The organism is Paenarthrobacter sp. NyZ202, assembly GCF_049860755.1.
Lineage (GTDB): Bacteria > Actinomycetota > Actinomycetes > Actinomycetales > Micrococcaceae > Arthrobacter.
In genome coordinates this window covers 2,110,588-2,129,579 of the sequence record NZ_CP187556.1, presented here as the reverse complement: position 1 = coordinate 2,129,579, position 18,992 = coordinate 2,110,588, and the positions used below count along the sequence as shown (strand labels likewise).

General features: G+C 60.5%; 17 protein-coding genes. 5 read left to right on the top strand and 12 right to left on the bottom strand.

Annotated features, from left to right (window positions below; all coding sequences use genetic code 11):
- Window positions 1-706 precede the first annotated feature (706 nt).
- From ACPFL9_RS09820 to ACPFL9_RS09810, 3 genes are all read left to right on the top strand, one after another.
- Complete coding sequence (locus ACPFL9_RS09820) at window positions 707-961, top strand: hypothetical protein (protein ID WP_128397277.1); 255 nt, start codon at window positions 707-709, stop codon at window positions 959-961.
- Window positions 962-1,272: 311 nt separating this feature from the next.
- Entirely contained in the window at window positions 1,273-1,533 is a 261-nt protein-coding gene (locus ACPFL9_RS09815) for a hypothetical protein (RefSeq protein WP_062096436.1), read from the top strand.
- Window positions 1,534-2,353: 820 nt separating this feature from the next.
- A complete protein-coding gene (locus ACPFL9_RS09810) occupies window positions 2,354-2,557 on the top strand; it encodes a GGDEF domain-containing protein (RefSeq protein WP_426007350.1) in 204 nt (67 codons plus the stop codon).
- Window positions 2,558-4,323: 1,766 nt separating this feature from the next.
- Here the strand turns inward: ACPFL9_RS09810 and ACPFL9_RS09805 are convergent.
- The gene (locus ACPFL9_RS09805) at window positions 4,324-4,818 is read right to left on the bottom strand and encodes a hypothetical protein (protein WP_426007349.1); all 495 of its coding nucleotides are present in this window, start codon (window positions 4,816-4,818) and stop codon (window positions 4,324-4,326) included.
- On the bottom strand, window positions 4,808-5,305 hold the full coding sequence (locus tag ACPFL9_RS09800; protein ID WP_426007348.1) for a hypothetical protein: 498 nt from the start codon (window positions 5,303-5,305) through the stop codon (window positions 4,808-4,810). The genes ACPFL9_RS09805 and ACPFL9_RS09800 overlap by 11 nt, the downstream gene beginning before the upstream one ends.
- Before the next feature lie 567 nt (window positions 5,306-5,872).
- On the opposite strand from ACPFL9_RS09800, the gene ACPFL9_RS09795 reads away from it, so the two are divergent.
- Window positions 5,873-6,904, top strand: coding sequence for a DUF4192 domain-containing protein (locus ACPFL9_RS09795; RefSeq protein ID WP_426007347.1), 1,032 nt, complete (start codon window positions 5,873-5,875; stop codon window positions 6,902-6,904).
- A gap of 214 nt (window positions 6,905-7,118) precedes the next feature.
- Here the strand turns inward: ACPFL9_RS09795 and ACPFL9_RS09790 are convergent, their stop codons facing one another.
- The 8 genes from ACPFL9_RS09790 to ACPFL9_RS09755 form a co-directional block, all read right to left on the bottom strand.
- Window positions 7,119-8,480, bottom strand: coding sequence for an MFS transporter (locus ACPFL9_RS09790; RefSeq protein ID WP_426007346.1), 1,362 nt, complete (start codon window positions 8,478-8,480; stop codon window positions 7,119-7,121).
- Between the two features lie 40 nt (window positions 8,481-8,520).
- Window positions 8,521-9,630, bottom strand: a complete 1,110-nt coding sequence (locus ACPFL9_RS09785; protein WP_426007344.1) for a zinc-binding dehydrogenase — start codon at window positions 9,628-9,630, stop codon at window positions 8,521-8,523.
- 69 nt (window positions 9,631-9,699) lie between these two features.
- Window positions 9,700-11,082: an MFS transporter gene (locus tag ACPFL9_RS09780; RefSeq protein WP_426007343.1), complete on the bottom strand. Its 1,383-nt coding sequence runs from the start codon at window positions 11,080-11,082 to the stop codon at window positions 9,700-9,702.
- Window positions 11,083-11,243: 161 nt separating this feature from the next.
- Window positions 11,244-12,122: an alpha/beta fold hydrolase gene (locus tag ACPFL9_RS09775; RefSeq protein ID WP_426007341.1), complete on the bottom strand. Its 879-nt coding sequence runs from the start codon at window positions 12,120-12,122 to the stop codon at window positions 11,244-11,246.
- A 4-nt stretch (window positions 12,123-12,126) separates the two neighbouring features.
- Window positions 12,127-12,501: a hypothetical protein gene (locus ACPFL9_RS09770; RefSeq protein ID WP_426007339.1), complete on the bottom strand. Its 375-nt coding sequence runs from the start codon at window positions 12,499-12,501 to the stop codon at window positions 12,127-12,129.
- On the bottom strand, window positions 12,494-13,399 hold the full coding sequence (locus tag ACPFL9_RS09765) for an NAD(P)-dependent oxidoreductase (RefSeq protein WP_426007338.1): 906 nt from the start codon (window positions 13,397-13,399) through the stop codon (window positions 12,494-12,496). Before ACPFL9_RS09765 ends, ACPFL9_RS09770 begins: the two co-directional genes overlap by 8 nt.
- On the bottom strand, window positions 13,396-13,794 hold the full coding sequence (gene pcaC / locus ACPFL9_RS09760) for a 4-carboxymuconolactone decarboxylase (RefSeq protein ID WP_426007337.1): 399 nt from the start codon (window positions 13,792-13,794) through the stop codon (window positions 13,396-13,398). The genes ACPFL9_RS09765 and pcaC overlap by 4 nt, the downstream gene beginning before the upstream one ends.
- Window positions 13,791-15,215 (bottom strand): NAD-dependent succinate-semialdehyde dehydrogenase, encoded by a 1,425-nt coding sequence (locus ACPFL9_RS09755; protein ID WP_426007336.1) that lies wholly within the window; start codon window positions 15,213-15,215, stop codon window positions 13,791-13,793. The genes pcaC and ACPFL9_RS09755 overlap by 4 nt, the downstream gene beginning before the upstream one ends.
- A 241-nt stretch (window positions 15,216-15,456) precedes the next feature.
- On the opposite strand from ACPFL9_RS09755, the gene ACPFL9_RS09750 reads away from it, so the two are divergent.
- Window positions 15,457-16,350 carry a LysR substrate-binding domain-containing protein gene (locus ACPFL9_RS09750; protein ID WP_426007335.1) on the top strand — a complete coding sequence of 298 codons (894 nt, stop codon included), beginning with the start codon at window positions 15,457-15,459 and terminating at the stop codon, window positions 16,348-16,350.
- Between the two features lie 593 nt (window positions 16,351-16,943).
- On the opposite strand, the gene ACPFL9_RS09745 is transcribed toward ACPFL9_RS09750, so the two are convergent.
- Together ACPFL9_RS09745 and ACPFL9_RS09740 are read right to left on the bottom strand one after the other, a co-directional pair.
- Window positions 16,944-17,759 carry an SDR family NAD(P)-dependent oxidoreductase gene (locus ACPFL9_RS09745; protein WP_426007334.1) on the bottom strand — a complete coding sequence of 272 codons (816 nt, stop codon included), beginning with the start codon at window positions 17,757-17,759 and terminating at the stop codon, window positions 16,944-16,946.
- The gene (locus ACPFL9_RS09740; RefSeq protein WP_426007332.1) at window positions 17,756-18,988 is read right to left on the bottom strand and encodes a glycoside hydrolase family 1 protein; all 1,233 of its coding nucleotides are present in this window, start codon (window positions 18,986-18,988) and stop codon (window positions 17,756-17,758) included. The genes ACPFL9_RS09745 and ACPFL9_RS09740 overlap by 4 nt, the downstream gene beginning before the upstream one ends.
- Between the last annotated feature and the right edge of the window lie 4 nt (window positions 18,989-18,992).

Here is an 18,992-nt window from a genome sequence, read left to right as displayed (position 1 = left end):
GACATGAACATCAGGGGCGTTGTCTATCACGACCACGGAAGGGCTTGTGATCTGCGGTGCGGGTTGTTCCATGGCGTCAGCCCCTGAACGGAGCGGTAGCCCCTTAGGGCCACCACGTTACAGCAACGGACCCCTCGGGCCCGGGCAATCGACGTCCCCGGAGCGGAAACAGAAAGCAAGGCGGCCCCCGTAGGATGACTTTGGGTCAGGCTCGCTGGCGCTCTCGGGCGTACAGTCACCCGTGAACTCAACGAGGACACGTACCGGGCCCTTGACCCCCTTTGGGGTGGGGCATCACGGGCCCGGGGTTGAAAAAGCTCTCAGCATATCCGGGCACCGGTGGTGGTTTGTAGAGTTACCGGACCGACGCGCAGCTGCTCAAGAACCTCAAAACCGACGCGTTGCCGGGGCAAGGTGCCAACTTCCATTCCTTTCGTTCCCCTCGCGTTCCTCACGGCAGGGACCGCGAAAAGACTACTACTGATACAGCTCCACTGATGGGCAAAGCACTGGGCACCGGCTCATAGATGCGAGTATCAGCCCGAGCGCCTCATGCCCCCGAGCCGCCGGTACTGCCCGACGCCCCGACCTTCCCGCCGCCAGGAATTCTGCTTTCTTGACCGGCAGGCGCATCCCCCTGCTATGGGTGTACGGTTGGGATCGCGGGAGATATCTGCTCCCCGGTCAGGAAACCGCGAGGTGCCATATGAACGAATACGAAGCCTCACTCGTCATCAAAGCCGGGGCCGAGCACCTCTCAGCGGCCTCATCGGACCCTCGGTCAGAGGAAGGATACACAGCCGTCAAGGCCAACCTTTCGGAAGCGTTGGAACACATGGCTACTGCGCTGGGAAACTTTGAAGCCAACTCAGTTGCCCCCGATCATTCGACCGGCTGGCTCCAAGACCTTCGCCGTGTTGCCGACGACTTGATGGACAACGGACCTGACCACCCTCACTAACGCTGCGCCGGTACAAAATCCTCGCTGAATATCGTTCAGCAGCAGCGTTCACCGACTGATTCGCTCACGGGCGGGTGCTCCCCCAGCTCAGAAGGCCGCAGCGCACGAACACTTTACTCGTCGAAACTCACCCACTGCGCCTTGTCATGGCGGTAACCGCCAGAAGGCGATGGCGACACCGACCTAGGCCCTGCGATAAAACATATAGTGCTCTTTCAGGTGCTTGCTTCCGCAGGGAGGTGTAGAGTTCAACTATCAGGAGGCTGATGATTGTTCTATGAGGCCGCCGCCGGTACCACGGAAGGCACCTCATGGACAGCGCAAGGCAAGCGGCGCACGAGTACCTGAACCAGCATCACCTCGGTACTGACGAACTCTGGCTCCACTATTGGTCCAATGGCGGACAAACCGGGTGCTCGGACTTCAGCGCTTACCTGGATCAGGTTCAGGACCCAGCCGACGGAGAGCAGCAAGTCCTGATCTGGGCGCTGCAGGACCTGGTCGCTAAAGACGCGCAATGGCCGGCCCGACCACCAACTGCAGCAGGTTCCAAGTCCGGACCCCAGCCCTGAAACCAGCCGGAACGTGCAAATAAGAGGCAAGCCCGCGCCATGGAAGAGGACCCCGGCATCGATGACCTCCCCGGCGGCATCCCGCGGCAAAACAATTTTCTCTTGCGCAACGAGAGAATTGGCGAGAGTTTAAATCCTCAAGCGACGTCAGCCCTTGGCCGTGCTTTGCCCCACCGGTCCTCCGACGCAGGTAGCCCTACCGGACCCCGACGTAGATGCACACCTGTATCGGGCAATCGGGGAAAGACTTCCACAACGGGGCCACCGGAAAAGCCTCTCCCCCGCCCCCGGCCACGCCAGAACTCCAGGCCGGGCCGAATCACCCTTGCTGGCCATCAACAGACCTCAATCTTCCGCTGCCTGTACTCCCGGAATAGGGCCTGCAGTGGGATTTCGTCGGCTTGTTACCAGCATATGTAGAGCTTTACACCATTGCTGGAAACGCCAATCCGACTTGACTGATCGGCGGGCGTAACCGTTCAATCGGCTGGCTCCAAGACCTTCGGCACGGTGCCGATGACTTGGTCGACAAACCAGACTGAAACTTCCATGAGCGTGGGCATCGGAATGGCTTCCTACGAACCCTGACGACTTGAGCCCGGCTATCCCCGGCCAGGATCCCCATGGTCCTGGCCTCGGGGTCGCTGGCGGCCTTCCACCTCCTGCGCTGGATCGCGTGCATGGTTAAAAGCCATGATGGACAGACCTTCACCACGGTCTTCGGCTCGGCTGTGACCACACTGGTCACGATGGTCCTGCTCGTGGTGGTCTCCACCAGCATGTCCGCCCTCAGCAGCGTGCAGCAACACGTACACTGCGCGTGGTCGCATCGCACGACAACCTCACGAACCTCCTCAACCGCAAGGCCTTCCTGGATCTGGCCGCCGAGCCCTTCGCCGATCACACCGTCATCGGCACCGGCACACTCACCATGGCCGCCCTCGACCAATTCAAAGCCATCACCGACACCCACGGTCATGACGCCGGGGACAACGCCCGTCGCGGATCGCCGACGTCTGCCTAGCCAGACTCCACCTGACCGACCTTACAGGACGCTACGGCGGGGTAGAGTTCATCCGCTTGCCCCCCGGATCAAGTCCCGCACAAGCCGAAACATTCGCAGCTGAAATCAGCAAGACGACAGAAACCCAAGGTCATAGACCTCAACCGGACATTCCGTTGGACTCGAGGCAAGACAGCCCTGGCGCCTTCGTCGCTGTAATGCGACTGCCTACCAGCCGCGAAACGAAGCACCGGCAGAGCAACACGGATTTGGCCTAGGTCATGTGGCCGCATCCGGCGAGCGGAATGGACACGTGACTGCAAGAAAAGAGCAGACCGCGGTCAGCAACAAAACAGACGTCAGTGTGCAGATGTACACACCCACTTAGGCCCTGCAAAGCGACTCTTAGGTGCCGTGAGGGGAGGAATATCCGATGGCTGAACCGACGAACAGAAATCTTCCGAAGTCATGTCGTACCCAGTCCCCCGGGCTCATGAACATGTGTAGGCCACTCCAGACCTACCGGACAGAACAGAAAGAAGGAACACGAATGACCCCAGCGTAGAGCCAGCGGAGCGCCCACACGCCCGGGCACTGACCCCGCTCCCCCACCCAAACTGAACAGGCCGTTCCCGGCGGCCAGGCACCATCCGGGACTCCCAAATCCGAGGGACTTGTCAACATTTGTCCACACTTAAAAGCAAAAAACCCTCTGACGAGGGGTTATGCCGTGCCCGAGGTGGGACTCGAACGCGATTCCAGGGCTTGTGAATGTTGGGAAGTGGCGGGAACATGCGGAATCCGGCGCAGTCCGGCGGCTGTACGAGCCAGTCCGAGACCAAGGGTGTGCACATTGTGCACTCCCTTGCTTGCGGCCGAAGCGGCTTCGTCGACAGGATGGTCCAGCGGGACAAGGCAGTCTATAGGCCAAGCACAAGCTGACCAGCAGCAGGGCCGACAAGATCTGAGTAGGACCAAGGCAGAGTCCCTCCTTTCAGGCATCCATCACGTCGCAATCAAGTCACGACATGACCTCGTCGGACCCAGGAAATTCTGCAAGTGGGTCCGTCTGCCACAGTCGACGATTGTCCAACAAGCGCTCGTTCAAGAGAACCGCAGACAACACGTCTACTACGACCGATCCAAGAGGTTTCCGGTCAACTCGGCTCTGTGATGCAGGTGAGAATACGCGTTAGGGGATAATCATTTCCTGATCTTCTAGCCTGAAAGTGTGTCAACATGACCGTATGCCGAGTTGAGTCTCCTGAAGCACATCAAAAGTACTAATAGTAGGTGCGCCATTGCACCTACGAGTAAGTAGTCCCCGAGCCCCTTCCACTTGAGTGGTTCGATTAGGCACGCAAGGACGGTCGCGGCCCCACTTAGTATGACTGCGTATAGGCAATTACTGAACAGCTGGTTCACAAGTCTCGGAGCCCGCGTATCTATTTGGGGTGAGATCTCCGCAAGCGCGGACTGCTCGGACGATACCTGCATTACAGCCATTTGCATGCGGAGCTGAAATATGAAGACGGTAACGGCAAAGGCAAACCCAAAGACGATAGCTAGAGCAGCGATCAGATTAGCATAAGAATTTTCAAACTTTAGGTCTATTCGCCAAGCTATAATGCCCACAATAATTGGAAGACCTAGTTGAACGATGAAGTCCCAGATATAAAGTCGCTGCGTTCCCTCGTGCCGTAGAGTCCTGAAATGACCCAGGATGATCGGAAGGATATTTACCTTGGAAAGCAACTCTGCCTCACTTCACGTTCCGAGTTCGAGCTCTAGGGCTTCCGTGTCCATGCGTAGTCCCACCTCAGTTTATTGCGATCGTAGTGCTGCTTGGCCTCTTCGTCGATCCTAGCGACAAGCTCTGACGTTTTTAGGTTGTTCTGGCCATAATCGTTGAGTAGTACTCGGATAGCAGGAGTCTTCTCCTTGCCCACCACCATGGTCTTCTTCTGGTCGCCATCTCCTAGTTCGATGATCAGTTCGTCGTAGTCGATTCCGCCGGGGAAACCCAGGTCCGCTGCGGCAGCAACTTTCTTGTTTGACACAACGCTCTGCACCCAACTCGGCAACCAAGACGTCCGATGGGCCGGGGCGAGCGTACTTGAGTACTTCATGGGCACAGGATTTGTTTGCGAAGCGCTTGCGATGTCAGACGTGTATTCGTTGGCGACCGCCGTGACGGTCCTAAGCTTGGCGGTCGCCAGCCACGCGTCTCCAGCGACGACCGTAACGAAGCTGACGACAGCTTCAAGGGGGTTACCCGGCATTGAGTTTTTTCCCTGCCAGCCCTTTCAAATGGGCGTGGAACGACTCCGCGATACGGCCACCGCAGCCTTCATGGCCCTGCTTCTCCACAAAAAAGAGACCCAGTTTCGAGTTCGGTGGCACAAGCAATGCGCACCTCGTCTCGATCGTTTGGGCATCGTGATCCTGCGTGCTGTACTCCTTTTGGTGGGTGCGTGTGTTGACTACCCAGTCACCCTCGGAGCCGTAATGACCCGTACGCATTGTGAGGATTACTAGCCTGTTACGCCGTTCAACCGTCGGCTTCGTGCCGTAAGACTTCTTAGCCGAGTCCTTGAAGTGGTCAGAAGCCAAGCCATTGGCCCATGACTCGAATTCGTCAAGTACATTGATTCCCTTAACGTCATCTAGTACGAACTCTGAGCCTTTGACCCTAGACTCCTTGATGATCAGGGTCTGATAATTCATCGTGCGCCGCGGCACATTCTCCCCCATTTTCTGCGCCGTCACTGTATTCTATTGGACGGTCGTGCAGACTATTTATACAGCACGGATGGTTCGCTCAAAGTGTATGTGTGTCTGTGACTTGCAGTACTGAGCGCATAGTGCACATTGCCCGCGAGTGGTTCGCGAGACCGGACATCGAAAAGAGCCCAGGCGGCAGTGGACTCTCTTAAATGGACTCCCAGCCATTGCAGTCGGCGCTGTACACCCTGGGCTCGCAGGACCGTGAACTACATTGCGCGGCCGCAGCGACGCCGCTCAAATTTCGCGCCCATGCGACAGATAGTATACCGGTGCATTCGATCTTCGTCACAGACAAGGTCCTGCTCCCCATTACATCCGACAGTCTTCCGCCGAAGGAACACGTCCAGGTCCTTCGACGCGTCGGTCGACTCAATCCAACGAAGCCTGCAGGCACTTGACTGACAACAGGGGTCGGCGTCCTAGACGCCCAAGGACGGTGAAGGATCGTGGGCAAGGTACGGTGGCGCTGGCCAACGGCATGTCATGGTTCCGGAACTCTGGCCATCCATGAACGAGCACAACCATTGAACCCTTCAAAGGAAATCAGCCATGGACGCGCTCACCATCAAGGACCCCGCCGATGTGCTCAGCTTCATCGGCCACACCCTCGGCTTCTGGCCTACGGAAAGCCTTGTCTGCCTCACCCTCGACAAAGACAAAGTCGGCGCAACCCTCCGCATTGACCTCCCTAAGCAACCAGGCTACGAAGTCCACTTCGCACGTACCGTCGCCGCATACCTAACCACTGACGAACGAGCAACCGGCATCGTCTTCGCCCTCTACACGTCAGAAACTCCTGAGCCAGGCGAGGCAAGGCCATACCGGTCCACCATCGCAGCCCTCACCGGAGTCCTAGCAAACGAAGGCATCACCATCCGCGACGGCATCTACGTCACCAACACCACCTACTCCCCCTACGACATTCTTCCGGGCGAGAACATCGCCATCCCCATCAGCAGCACCGAATACTCACAGGTCAACGCCGAATTCATCTACCGCGGCAGCACCATCGCACCCACCAACAAAATCACCCTCCCAACAGCGACCCACAGGCGGGAGGACGAGGCCGCCGTCGAACGCCACAAGGAAGCTATCCTCAACCGCCCACCCGCAGCAGCGATTGAAGAGGCTCGTTGTCTCTGGGCGGGAATGTTGAGCTCGAAGGACTATCCAACCGACAAGGACGTCCTAAAGCTCGTAGCGTACTTCCAGTTCCCGCGCATCCGGGACCAGCTAATGGCCGAAATCCCAGGCATCGACGAACCACCCGAACACATCCTCTTCGCCCAAACCACCACAGCACCGAACTGGTCCAGAATCGAATGGGCAAAAGACCTGCTCCTTCACACTTACATCCGCACCAGCCCCGAGCACGCAGCACCCATCCTCACCACCATCGGCTACATCAACTGGTGGGAAGGCAGAGGATCCAAAGCCCACCAATACCTCCAACTCGCCCTCGACACCGACCCGGGCTACCGCTTCGCACGCCTCACCGACCACATGCTCGGCGCCGGCATCATCGCAGGCTGGAATACCGACAAAAACACCGCCTACCGGAACAAGCTCGACATGCCATGATTTGGCAGCTCTTTTTAGGCTCCCCATAAGCGAATGATGCGTCCACATGCAGCCGATTCCTGGGAGCGCAGGCCTAGCCGTTCCCAAGTGGGTAGGCAGCACAAGGTCATGGCAGCGGCGGTGAGAGCCCGCGTTGAGCGGGCCGCAAGCAAGATGCGCCAACATGAAGCGGGCGCATCTTGCGGCGAGGGATTGCGCGATTGGGTCGCCTGGATCAATAGGTGGTTAGTCGACTGGGCTCGTTGTGGGCCGCGTTTGGTTTGCCGATGGCGTCCAAGTCCAGGTCCTTGGATTCCTTGGCCGCGGAGACAGCGATGACAGATATGGCTGTGGTGAGGACGATGATGGCGACTAGCGGCCAGGTCCCGCCGGACCAGAGCACGAGTGCGCTGGCGATGACCGGGGTGAAGCCTGCCAGGAGGATGGCTGCTGTCTGGTAGCCAACGGAGATGCCTGTGTAGCGGACTTCGGTCGGGAACAGTTCGCAGTAGAAGGCGGGCAGGACGGAGTAGACGGCTGCATGGCCGAGGGTGAGGAAGATGGCGACCCCTCCCATGATCGCGAACGGGTTGCCGGTCTGGATCATGGCGAAGATGGGCCAGGCACTGACAATGATGACTGCTGCTCCGAAGAAGAAGGTGTTCTTCCGCCCGACTTTGTCTGAGATTGCTCCGAAGACGGGGATCATGATGATGTTCAGCGCCGAGCCGATCATGACAGCCACGAGCCCGTAGCTGGCTGGGAGTTTGAGGGTGCTTGCCACGTAGGAGAGCAGGAAAACGGTGAACAGGTAGTAGTTTCCTGCTTCGGCGAAGCGGGAGAACAGCGCAATGATGAGTGGTTTGCGGTGGTGCTTGAAGACGGCCGGGATGGGTGCTTTCTGGTGTTCCTGCTTCTTTTCTGCTTCGGCTTTTGCAGCGAGAAAGGCCGGGCTTTCGGAGGCGTTCAGCCGGATGTAGAGGCCGACGGCCGCCAGCGCGAGGCTGATGAGGAAGGGCAGGCGCCATCCCCAGTCCCCGAATTGGTCACCGGAGATGGCTTGGGCCAGGGTCACGGCCCCGGTTCCGAGCAGCAACCCGCAGGACACGCCTATTTGTGGCCAGGCTCCGAAGAATCCCCGGCGTCCTTTGTGCGCGTTTTCGACGGCGATGATTGCTGCGCCGCCCCATTCGCCGCCGACGGCGAAGCCTTGGGTGAGGCGGAGGATGCACAGCAGGATCGGGGCCCAGAGCCCGACGGCGTCGTAGGTCGGGAGGAGGCCGATGGCGGCGGTGGAGCCGCTCATGATCAGGAAGGTCAGAATCAAAGTGGACTTGCGTCCGATCCGATCCCCGAGGTGGCCTGATACGAAGGCTCCGACCGGCCGGGCGAGGAAGCCCACGCCGAAACTGGCCAGGGCTGCGATCTGGGAGACGCCTGGTTCGGTGGAGGGAAAGAAGAGGGTGCCGAAGACGAGTGCGGCGGCGGTGCCGTAAACGGTGTATTCGTACCATTCGATGATGGCGCCGACGGTTCCGGAGATGAGGCTTTTGCGTCGGACCTGGTCGGGGCTCAGCGCGCTGTGTGCTGTGGGCATGTGGGATTCCATTTCAGGAGGGGTCTCAAGGGTGGCGGGGTTAGAGCGAGGCGTCGTCGATGACGATCGCGGCACGGGTGACTTCCCGGGCGAGTGACTTTTCGAGTGCTTCCTGTACGTCGTCGAGGGCAAAGGTGGCGTCGACCAAGGCATCAAAGGGGTATTTGTCCTGGTGTTGAGCGAGGAACGCCAGGGACCTAAACAAGTAGCGGCCCTCGTAGCGGTCCACGTGCTTGATGGTGAGGGCTTTGCGGGTGACGTAGCCCGGATCGAAGGGGACGGTCCGGCCAGGTGAAAGGTTTCCCATGACCAGGTAGCGACCGCCGCGGCGCAGCTGGCGCAGTCCTTCGGCGAACGCTTCAGGGACGCCGGTCAGTTCGACGGCGACGTCGGCGCCTTGACCGTCGGTGAGTTCCTGAACCGCCGCGATGCGTCCGTCCAGGTCTGGAAGCTCCGTCAGGTTGATGGTGTGGTCGGCCCCGAAGCGGCGGGCTTGTTCGAGCCGGGGCGCGGAGGGGTCGATGACGATGACTGTGGCGCCGCGTTCTTTGGCTACCGCGATGGCGTTCAAGCCCAGTCCGCCGGCGCCTTGGATGAGGAGGGTTTCGCTGTATTGCAGTCCGATCTGGTCGATGCCGTAGGTGACCTGTGACAGGGCGCAGTTGGCGCTGGCAGCGACGGCATCAGGGATTTCGTCCGGGACTTTGTAGACGTGCTGGCGGGGATGGATGTAGTAATGCGTGCCGAAGGCGGCGTGGAAGTGCGGCGCTTCGGCGGGTTGTTTGCCGAAGAATTCGTAGGCGTTGTCGCAGAGGTTGGGCTGTCCGCCAAGGCACCGGGCACACCGGTCGCAGGTTTGGAAGTAGGTCGCGACGATCCGGTCCCCCGGGCTCAGGTGCTGGCCGGCGTTGTCGGTAAGCCGCCCTTCCCCAATGGCTGCGACGATGCCGACCATTTCGTGTCCGAGTCCACCGCTCTTCTTGACTGGATGCTTGCCGTTCCAGATGTGCAGCTCGGAGCCGCAGACGTTGGCCCTGCTGACTTTCATCAGGATGGCCCCTGGTTCGGGGGCAGGGAGGGGAAACTCGGCGTAGTCCAGTTCCCGGGGGCTGGTCATGACAGCAACGCGGCCGTTCAGGGGCTCAGGCATCTGGTTACCTTTCATAGTTGTAGGCGGTTGCCGTGCCCGTGGCACGGCAACCGCCTGGGGTTTTGGTGGTTAGTGGGCAGTCTCGCCGGCAGTGGATTGTCCCGCGGAGGCCGGGACGTGGACGGGGTCCGCGACGTGCTGGTGCTTGCGGGAGAAAAGGACCGCAACACCTGACAGGACGCAGGGGATGGCTCCGAAGAGGAACGCAGCCAAGGCCCAGTTACCACCGTTGGAGAGCAGCGTCGCTGCCAGTGCGCTGGAAATGATGGCACCGATGGGTCCGACGGCGGCGACGAACGTCGCTCCGCGGCCGCGGATGCGGGTGTCGTAGCTTTCTCCGACGAAGAACAGGACGCAGGAGTACGGGCCGATGAGGAAGAACGTTCCCAGGCTGTAGAGCAGGACGACGGTCCAGAAGTCGCTCGGGCCGAAGATCATGGCCGTGAAGACGATGCCGCCAGTGATCCACCCGAAGGCGATGACGTTGCGGCGGCCGAACTTGTCTCCGAGGTAGCCGTGTGTGAGGTACCCGAGGTACGCGATCAGGTTCGAGAGCAGCAGAATGACCAGCGAGTTGGTGAAGGAGACGTTGTGGACGCTGACCAGCACGGTGGTGCCGAGGACGCTGAAGACCTGGACGGGGAAGTAGTTCAGGATGTGGCCCAGCGCGAGGGAGAGCGTGGTGCGCAGGCTCCGGCCGCGGAAGACGTCGGCGAGGGTGCTGCGGGTTTCGTGTTCTTCGATGCCCAGCTCCGAGGACAGGGTCTCTGCGTCGGTGTGGTTGCCGGATTTTTGGAGCTGGCGGATCTTTTGGATGGATTCGAACTGCGGGGATTCGCGGAGTTTCCGGGCGAGTGCGGCGACGATGAGGGAAGGAACGGCGGCGAAGACGAAGCAGCCGGCCCAGCCGATAACGGGCAGCAGGACGGCCGTCAGTGCTGCTGCAAGGATGGCGCCGATGGGCCAGCCTCCCTGGACGAGGGAGTAGATGAAGCCTTGCCGTTTCTTGATCCGGGGGTCCTCGGATGCGCCGTAGAGTTCGCTGAGGTAGGCGCCGTTCACGCCTTGCTCGGACAGCCCAAGGCCGCTCAGGGATCGGATGGCCACCAGTATTCCCACGGGGACAACGCCGCCCAGTGCGGTAAGGAGCGAGGCGATGCCGGCTCCGGCGGTGGTGAACGCGAGGCCGGCTTTCCGGCCGAACTTGTCGACCACCGGTCCTGCCAGCAGGCCCAAGGCCACGGCGCCCACGGACATCCAGGTGACCATGGTGGCCTGTTCGGCTTCGTTCAGGCCGAGATCTTTGCCGAGTTCGGGCAGGAGGGTGCCGAAGAGGATGAAGTCGTAGACCGCGAAGGCCCAGGCGAGGAAGGCAAGGACGGTGGCGAATTTGATCTGCTTGTTGGTGACAGGGGCCGGCCGCCATGTGGTGTTGCTGTTGGTTGGGGACATGATCCACCTCCATTGGTGGGTACAGGGGAATGTGATGGGGGTTACACCTGTTTTTGGGCGTGATTGCCTAAGGACCTGGCCGCGAGCACGCCTTTTTATTTACCGGGGGTTCCGGTCAATGGGGCGGGCCGGGGTGCTCCGGCCCGCCGTTAGTGAGAGTCCTAGGCGGACTTGCTTTCGATTTCTTCCAGGATGGGAAGGAGGAACTTGCGGAATTCGGTGTAGTTCTCGGTGACCGGGAAGTGGCCCAGTTTCGGCATTTCCCAGAACTTGGATCCCTTGACCAGGTTCGCGGCTTCCTTGGTGTCCGCCGGGGAGGTGTTGGGGTCGTATTCACCGGTGAGGAAGTACAGCATGCACTTGGTGGTGTCGATGGCCGCGGCTTCTTCGGGTGAGACGTTGTGGTCGTAGTAGTAGTAATAAAGGTCCCCGGCGAACACTCCTGGTCCGCCACACTGGTATTCCCACTGGATTTCCCGGACGTTTTCTTCCGGGGAGTACGGGGAGATGTTCAGCATCATGGCCGCGCCGGTGGAGGTACGGGAGACGTTGGGGTTGTCGAACTCCCGGCGGATTCCGTCCATGCCGACTTCGACGTATTCGGCCGCGGAACGCAGCGCGCCTTCAACGGAGATCGTGGCGCGGTAGCGGTCATTGAAGTTCGAGGCCAGGTCGATGGCCAGGTGTCCGCCCATGGAGCTACCCAGGTAAACGGGACGGTCCAGTTCGAGAGCTTCGGAGAGGGCATTGGGGAAGGCCATCATCCGGGACTTGGTCATGTTGTACTCGCGGGTCCACCACTTATCGCCGTGCGGGGGCAGGGACTTGCCGTGGAAAGGCAGGTCGAAGGCGATGACCCGGTAGCGGGAGGTGACTTCTTCGTCGTTGAGCAGGTGGCGGTACTGCCGGCCGTCGGAGCCTGCGGTGTGGCCGACGATGAGCGGGATGCCTTGGCCTGCCTCTTCGTAGTAGACCCGGTATTCGATGTCTTCGACGGTGAGGTAGACGTAGCCGCCCTTGATGGGTTCGAACTTTGCCATGGCCTTACGCTCCTTCGCGGTTGAGCTGGCGGAAAATTTGCATGAGCCGGTTCAGCGCCGGCAGGTAGGCGTAGAGCTGGTTAGTGTTGCTCAGCAGCACGCCGTGCTTGGCCGAAGAGCTTTGCAGTGACTGGAAGAACGGCCGGGGGTGTTCGGCGGTCATGTCGTTCCACTGCTCGTCGGTTCCCTTGATCCAGATCGCGGCGTCACCGGGATCGGTGGTTGCCGGGCCGACGGTCACCAGTTTGCCGTCGTCGTATTCGGCCAGCCAGCCCTTCTCGCCCATGGCGACGTGGAGTTTGCCAGTGTAATAGCGGATCTCGCGGCTGAATTCGAAGTCCTCGGTCGCGGTGGTCAGCACTTTGGCGAAGTCATGCATTGATTTGCCTTTCATCGTTGAAAGCCGGGGTGTGGGTGGTGAGGAATTCGTACATCCTCGTATGGTCCTCGGCGCCGTGGCCGGCGTCGAGGGTTGACTGCCAAATGTTTTCGCAGTCGTGGCTGAACGGGACTGGGATTCCGAGGGAATCGGCCAGTGACGTGGCGATCTTGATGTCCTTGGTCATGAGTCCGATGGGGAACCCGGAGCCGAACGTGCCGCTGAGCATGAACTGGCGGACTTTGTTCTCCGAGGTGTTGCTGCGGCCGGACGACGCATTCAATACATCGGTGAGGACTGCCGGGTCGATGCCGAACTGTTCACCGACACGAAGGGCCTCTACCGTGGCGGCAACAGAGGCGGCCGAGACGAGGTTGTTCAGGGCTTTCGCTGCGTGCCCGGCGCCTGCTTCGCCGACGTGGATGACGGATTTGCCCAGGACATCGAAGAGTTCCTTGGCCTGATCCAGGTCCTGCCAACGCCCGCCGACCATGATGGCCAGTTGACCATTCTCAGCTCCACGGACACCACCGGAGACAGGGGCGTCGAGGTAGCGCATGCCCTGGCTTTCGAGCTGCTTGCCAAGTTCACGGGACCGGAGGGGTTCGGAGGAGGACATGTCGATGAAGAGGGTGTTCAGCGAGGCCGCGGCTGATACTCCCCCACCAACCAGGACAGCTTCAACGATGGCCGAGTTGGGCAGCATCGTGATAATGATGTCTGCTTCCTGCCAGGCCGTTGTGCTGGAGGCTGGTGCTGAGCCCGGGTTCTCCTTCAGGAACCGCTCGCTCACTGTCTCGGCTTGGTCGCTGACGATCATCCGGTGCCCGGCATCGGCGAGGCGTGAGGCCATGGGGTAGCCCATGTTTCCCAGCCCGATGAAACCGATAGTGCTCACGATTCGGCCTCCATTTCCCTGAAGACCTCGCGGGCCAGACGGAAGCTTTCCAGTGCTGCAGGGGCGCCGCAATAGATGGCTACCTGGAGGAAGACTTCCTTGATCTGGTCTTTCGTAACACCGTTGCGGATCGCGCCCCGGACGTGGACTTTGAGTTCGTGGGGACGGTTCAGGGCGCTGATCATGGCGAGGTTGATTAGGCTCCGCTGGGCCCTTTCCAGCCCGGGCCGGTTCCAGACATCGCCCCAGCAGTACTGCGTGACGAGTTCCTGCATGTCCATGGAAAAGTCATCGGCGCTATCGAGGCTGCGCTGGACATACTCGTCACCGAGGACTTCCCGCCTTGTTGCCAGGCCCTTGTCGAAGAGCTCCTGGTTGATCGTGGTCGTGCTCATTGGGTTACTCCGTTTGCGGCTTCGTCTGGCGTGTTGAGGGGTGTCTGGTCCCAGACGGCTTGGATGTTGGTGAATTCATGCACCCCCAGGTAGGACAGCTCGCGGCCGAAACCGCTCTTTTTGACCCCTCCAATGGGGATGCGGGGATCAGAGACGGAAAGCCCGTTGATGAAGACACCACCGGCGTCAATCCGTCGGGCCATAGCGCGGGCCTTTGCGCTGTCCGCGGTCCAGATCGCGGCGCTGAGACCGAACTCGGAGTTGTTGGCCTTGGCCAACGCGTCGTCCGCATCCATGGCCGGGATGACCGTCGCGACGGGGCCGAAGATTTCTTCCTTGAAGGCGGTCATGGATTCGGTAACGCCGGCAAGGACCGTGGGTGCGTAGAAGGAACCGGCCCCGGGCAAACGGTGACCCCCGGCACGGAGTTCGGCTCCCTCGGCGATGGACCGCTTGACCTGGTCATCGACGTCGAGGAGGGCATCTTCCTTTGCCATCGGGCCGACGAACGTTTCGGGGTCGGTGGGGTCACCGACATTGAAGCTCTCCACGCGGGCGGTGAGCTTTTCAGTGAATTCGTTGTACACCGCCTGCTCAACGATGATGCGTTTGGCCGAGATGCACACCTGTCCAGCGTTGACCATGCGGCCGGTGGCTGCGGCCTCAACGGCCTTGTCCAGGTCAGCGTCGGCCAGAACGATGAACGGATCCGAGCCGCCAAGTTCGAGGATGACCTTCTTCAGCGCTTTTCCGGCCTCTGCCGCAACGCTCTGCCCTGCGACGGTTCCGCCGGTCACGGCCACGCCCGTGATGGCGGGGTGGTTGATGATGGCGGGAATTTGGTGGCGGTCGCAGTTGACGACGGCAAAGGTTCCCTTCGGCAGGCCGGCCTCTTCCCAGAGGGCTTCCAGGGCCAAGGCGCATCCAACAACATTCGAGGCGGGCTTGAGCAGGTAGCCGTTGCCGCCGAGGATGATCGGTGCCGCGCCGCGGAAGATCTGCCAGACCGGGAAGTTCCAGGGCATGACGGCCAGGACGGTGCCGGTGGGAAGGTAGGAGACGTAGGCTTCCGGGCCGATGGTGGTGGGGGAATCCTTCAGCATCGCGGGGCCATGCTCGGCGTACCAGTCGAGCATGTTCGCGCACTTAGTCACTTCGGCCTGGGCTTGAGTGACCGGCTTTCCCATTTCGGCGGTGATCACCGCGGCCAATTTGACCGTGTCGCGGCGCAACAACTCTGCCAGGCGTGTAAAGATCTCAGCCCGCGCGGCCGGTGTGGTGTCGCGCCAGAGACTGAAACCCTCAACCGCCCGGCGCACAACGTCCAGGACACCCTCCTCATCAAGGTAGGGATACGCCGCGACGTCTTCGCCGGTAGCTGGATTCGTCGATTTCGCGACGGCAACTTCGATGGTGCCCATAGTGTGTGGTTCCTTAAAGCTCGTGTGATGGGACTAAGAACGACTCTAGGACGGCATGGGACATTGATAAATAAGAAGTTTCGAAAGCTTCACTTCTCCGAAAGAGAACGATGGTGAGGGGATGCAACCCCTGCCAGAGGCCGTGCACCCCGACTTTTCATTGCAATTGCGGTCTTCTGCTGTCATTCTTCTGTGAGTGTGACATTTCGAACACATCACTTCACTTGGAGAGAACAACACGATGGAAATCTCGCAGCTTGAAATTTTCCTTGCGGTGGCGGAGACCGGCAGCATCACCAAAGCTGCCACGAAGTTGCTCCGGGCGCCGTCGAACGTCTCTACCAGGATCCAGCAGTTGGAACGGGAACTGGGTGTGAAGCTGCTGGTGCGGGACAAGCGGCAGAGTTCCCTTTCGGCAGACGGCGTCCTCTTCCGTGATCACGCCCAAAAGATCATAGATATGGTCAACGACGCCAAAGCTTTCACGGCCGAAGGTGAACCGCGCGGAAAATTCCGTCTAGGGGCCCTCGAAAGTACAGCCGCGGTCCGAATCCCACCAATACTGGCAAGCTTTCACCTGCGCTTCCCCGCCGTCGATGTTGAACTTGAGGCCGGTTCCTCCGGAGTCCTGTTCGACCATCTCCTCAATGGTCAGCTCACGGCCGCGTTCTCGGACGGTAAACCGGCCGTCCCTGCACTGACAGGCATCAAAGCCTTTATCGAGGACTTGGTCATCCTCACCCCGCAAACCGTCACCGACATCAACGACGACTTCCGCGCTTCGCATCCCACGGCCTTCATGTTCGGGACCATCTGCTCATACCGACACCGTTTCGAAGACTGGCTGGACTTCCAAGGCATCGTCCCGGGCCGCATCGTGGAGATCTCCTCGTACTACAGCATGCTTGCCTGCGTTGCAGCCGGTGGCGGCATTTGCATGATGCCAAAATCTCTACTTGAAACACTGCCCGGAGCGAGCCGGGTTAACGCGCACGAAATCCCAGGCAAACTTGGACGAGCCGAAACTTGGCTGCATTGGCGTAGAGACTGTCGATCGGCGAACCTCAAGGCCTTCATCACCGAGCTCAAGGAAGCCCTGGATCCGGGAACCCCGGCGATGGGAGAAGCTGCCTGAAAGCGTGCCGCATGCCAGAGTCGTCAATGGTCCAGATGACAGTTGAATCTTCCGTCCGGCTACTCGCGGGCTACTTATCCGGTCACCGGAAAGTCCTCTCACTTTGGGTCAGTGGCACGGACTCAAATAGCCCGTCGCAGTAAGCGTTGGCCAAGCGGCGAAACAGTCCATGGATTCGGTCACGAAGTTTCAGGTGGAACGTTGTGGGAGGTGGAGTTCCAGGCATTAACGGCTCTCCCTCGAGCAGCTCATATAGCGGTTAACAGACTCTCTGACCGCTTTTTCAGCGTACGAGCAGGGCACTTCTCCTTTGTAGACGCAGTTACGGAAGTTTGAGTTCTCTCGGACGGAACATGATCACCCATCGCACTGCGCCACCAAGCTACGACGCCTTGGCAACACATGAACCGCTAAACAGCTGTTCGCACAATCCCGATGTAGTCCGCTATTGAACTCCGCTGGCAGCCGTTAGCTCCAATTCCATCCCTGGCTCACATTCCTATGGAGGTGGCGGCACTTTCGAACGGCCATCCGGGCAGCAATGAACGGGCCCGGTCTCGCAGATCCGAGACCGGGCCCACAGCACCACACGGCTAGATCGTCTGTCCCGCGTCCGCCAGGAGTGTGCTGCCTGTCATGATCGTGGCGAGGTCGCTGGCGCAGAAGAGCACTACCCTGGCGATGTCGTCCGGGGTTCCCAGCCGCCCGATCAGGTTTTTGGCCATGACGGGCATGTCCTGGACTGGTCCCCCGGCCAGCCTTGCCGCGGCCATGTTCCCTTCGGTGGGCACGAAGGTTGGTGCCACTCCCAGGATTCGGATCCCCATGGGCGCGAACTCGAGGGCCATTTGTTTGGTCATGCCTTGGACGGCGTGCTTGGACCCTACGTAGGCCGAAAGTCCTGGGGCTGTTCCGGTGAAGCCCGCGGTGGAGGCGATGTTGATGATCACTCCCCCGTGGCCTTGTGCGCTCATGTGCCGGGCGGCTTCGCGGGAGCCGTTGAACACTCCCCTGGTGTTGACGGCGAAGACGTCGTCCCAAGTTTGATCGGGTGTTTCGAGGACGGGGACGCTGGGGAAGATGCCTGCGTTGTTGACCCAAATATCGATGCCACCGAATTCGGCCACCGCAACTACTGCCGCCTGTGCAACGGAAGAGGAGTCGGTGACATCCATATCCACCCCCAACACGTCACCGGAATACCGATCGCCGACATCGCCTGCGGCTTGGCGTGCCCGCTCCCCATCCAAATCTCCGATCAGCACATCGGCCCCCGCTTCAGCCAGCCGCAGCGCAATGGCTTTACCAAGACCCTGCCCACCGCCGGTAACCACCGCCCGTCTACCTTTGAGCGAAAGGAGGTTGGCGACCGCCACACTGGACGCGTCGTCGAACGCCGTGCTGTTCATGCGGGGATCCCGACGGCGATTTGGTTGCGCTTCGCGGTTTCACCGAGCCAAGCGAGGCTGGGCTTGGGGCTGCGTTCGAAGGTGTTCCTGTCGACGGCGATGAGCCCGAAGGTGGGTTCCCAGTGGCCCCATTCGAAGTTGTCCAGGAGTGACCAGTGGAGGTAGCCGCGTACGTCGATTCCGTCGGTGATGGTCTCGCGTAGGCCTTGGAGGGCTTCGGTGGTGTAGCGGATGCGTTGGGTGTCGTCGCTTGTTGCGATGCCGTTTTCGGTGACGAGCACCGGGACCCCGCCGGTGATGTTCCACGCGTGACTGACGGCCATTGCGAGGGCGTCGGGACGGTAGGCGGTTCCTACCAGAGTGTTCTCCGGATGTGGCGGGTGGGGCACGAGCCCATTGGCGTCCACTTCCTGGCTGGAGTAGGCCTGTACACCGACGAAGTCGTCCCCGCGGCTACCCTCCCAGTAGACGTCTTCCTTTCCGTAGCGGATTTCCAGCAGCTTTTCTTCACCACCTGGCGCGGAGGTGAGGGCGCCGGCGGCGATGGTCCAGCCAATCTTGGCGCTGGTGCGGGCGCGGATGATGTCCCGGGCGGCGTGGTGGACAGCGGTGAACATGCGACCGATTTCGGGGTCCGCGTAGGTGAGGAAGTCGCTGTGGGTTTGCTTCTTCTCTTCAGTGCCTTCAACGGTGGGGCTTTGCCACTGCGCTCCATTGTTCTGTTGCATGCGGCGCATGGCCGTCATGATCGCGGCCTGCATGTTGGGTTCGTTCATGGTGACCACCCATTCGACGCCGTCGAGGATCGTGGTGGTCTCTTTGACGTAGCGCTGGAACTTCTCGCTGGCACCTTCAGCCAGCCATCCGCCGTCGTTGGCGAACCATTGGGGTGTGGTGAAGTGCTGGAGCGTGACCACTGGGGTGACGTTCCGTTCGAAGCAGTACTCGATCATCCGCCGGTAGTGTGCAAGTTCAGCCGCGGAGAAGTGGCCTTGGACGGGTTCGATCCTGGACCATTCCAGGCTGAAGCGGTAGGAGGTCAGCCCGGCGTCGGCGAGCAGGTCGATGTCTTCGCGGTAGCGGTGGTAGCTGTCGCACGCGTCGCCGGAGAGTTCCATGCCGGGCATGGTTTGTTCCCGGGCCCACCAGTCGCTGTTGACGTTGTTGCCTTCAATCTGGTGGCCGGCGGTGGCGGCGCCCCACAGGAAGTTCTCGGGGAAAGTGTTCATGATG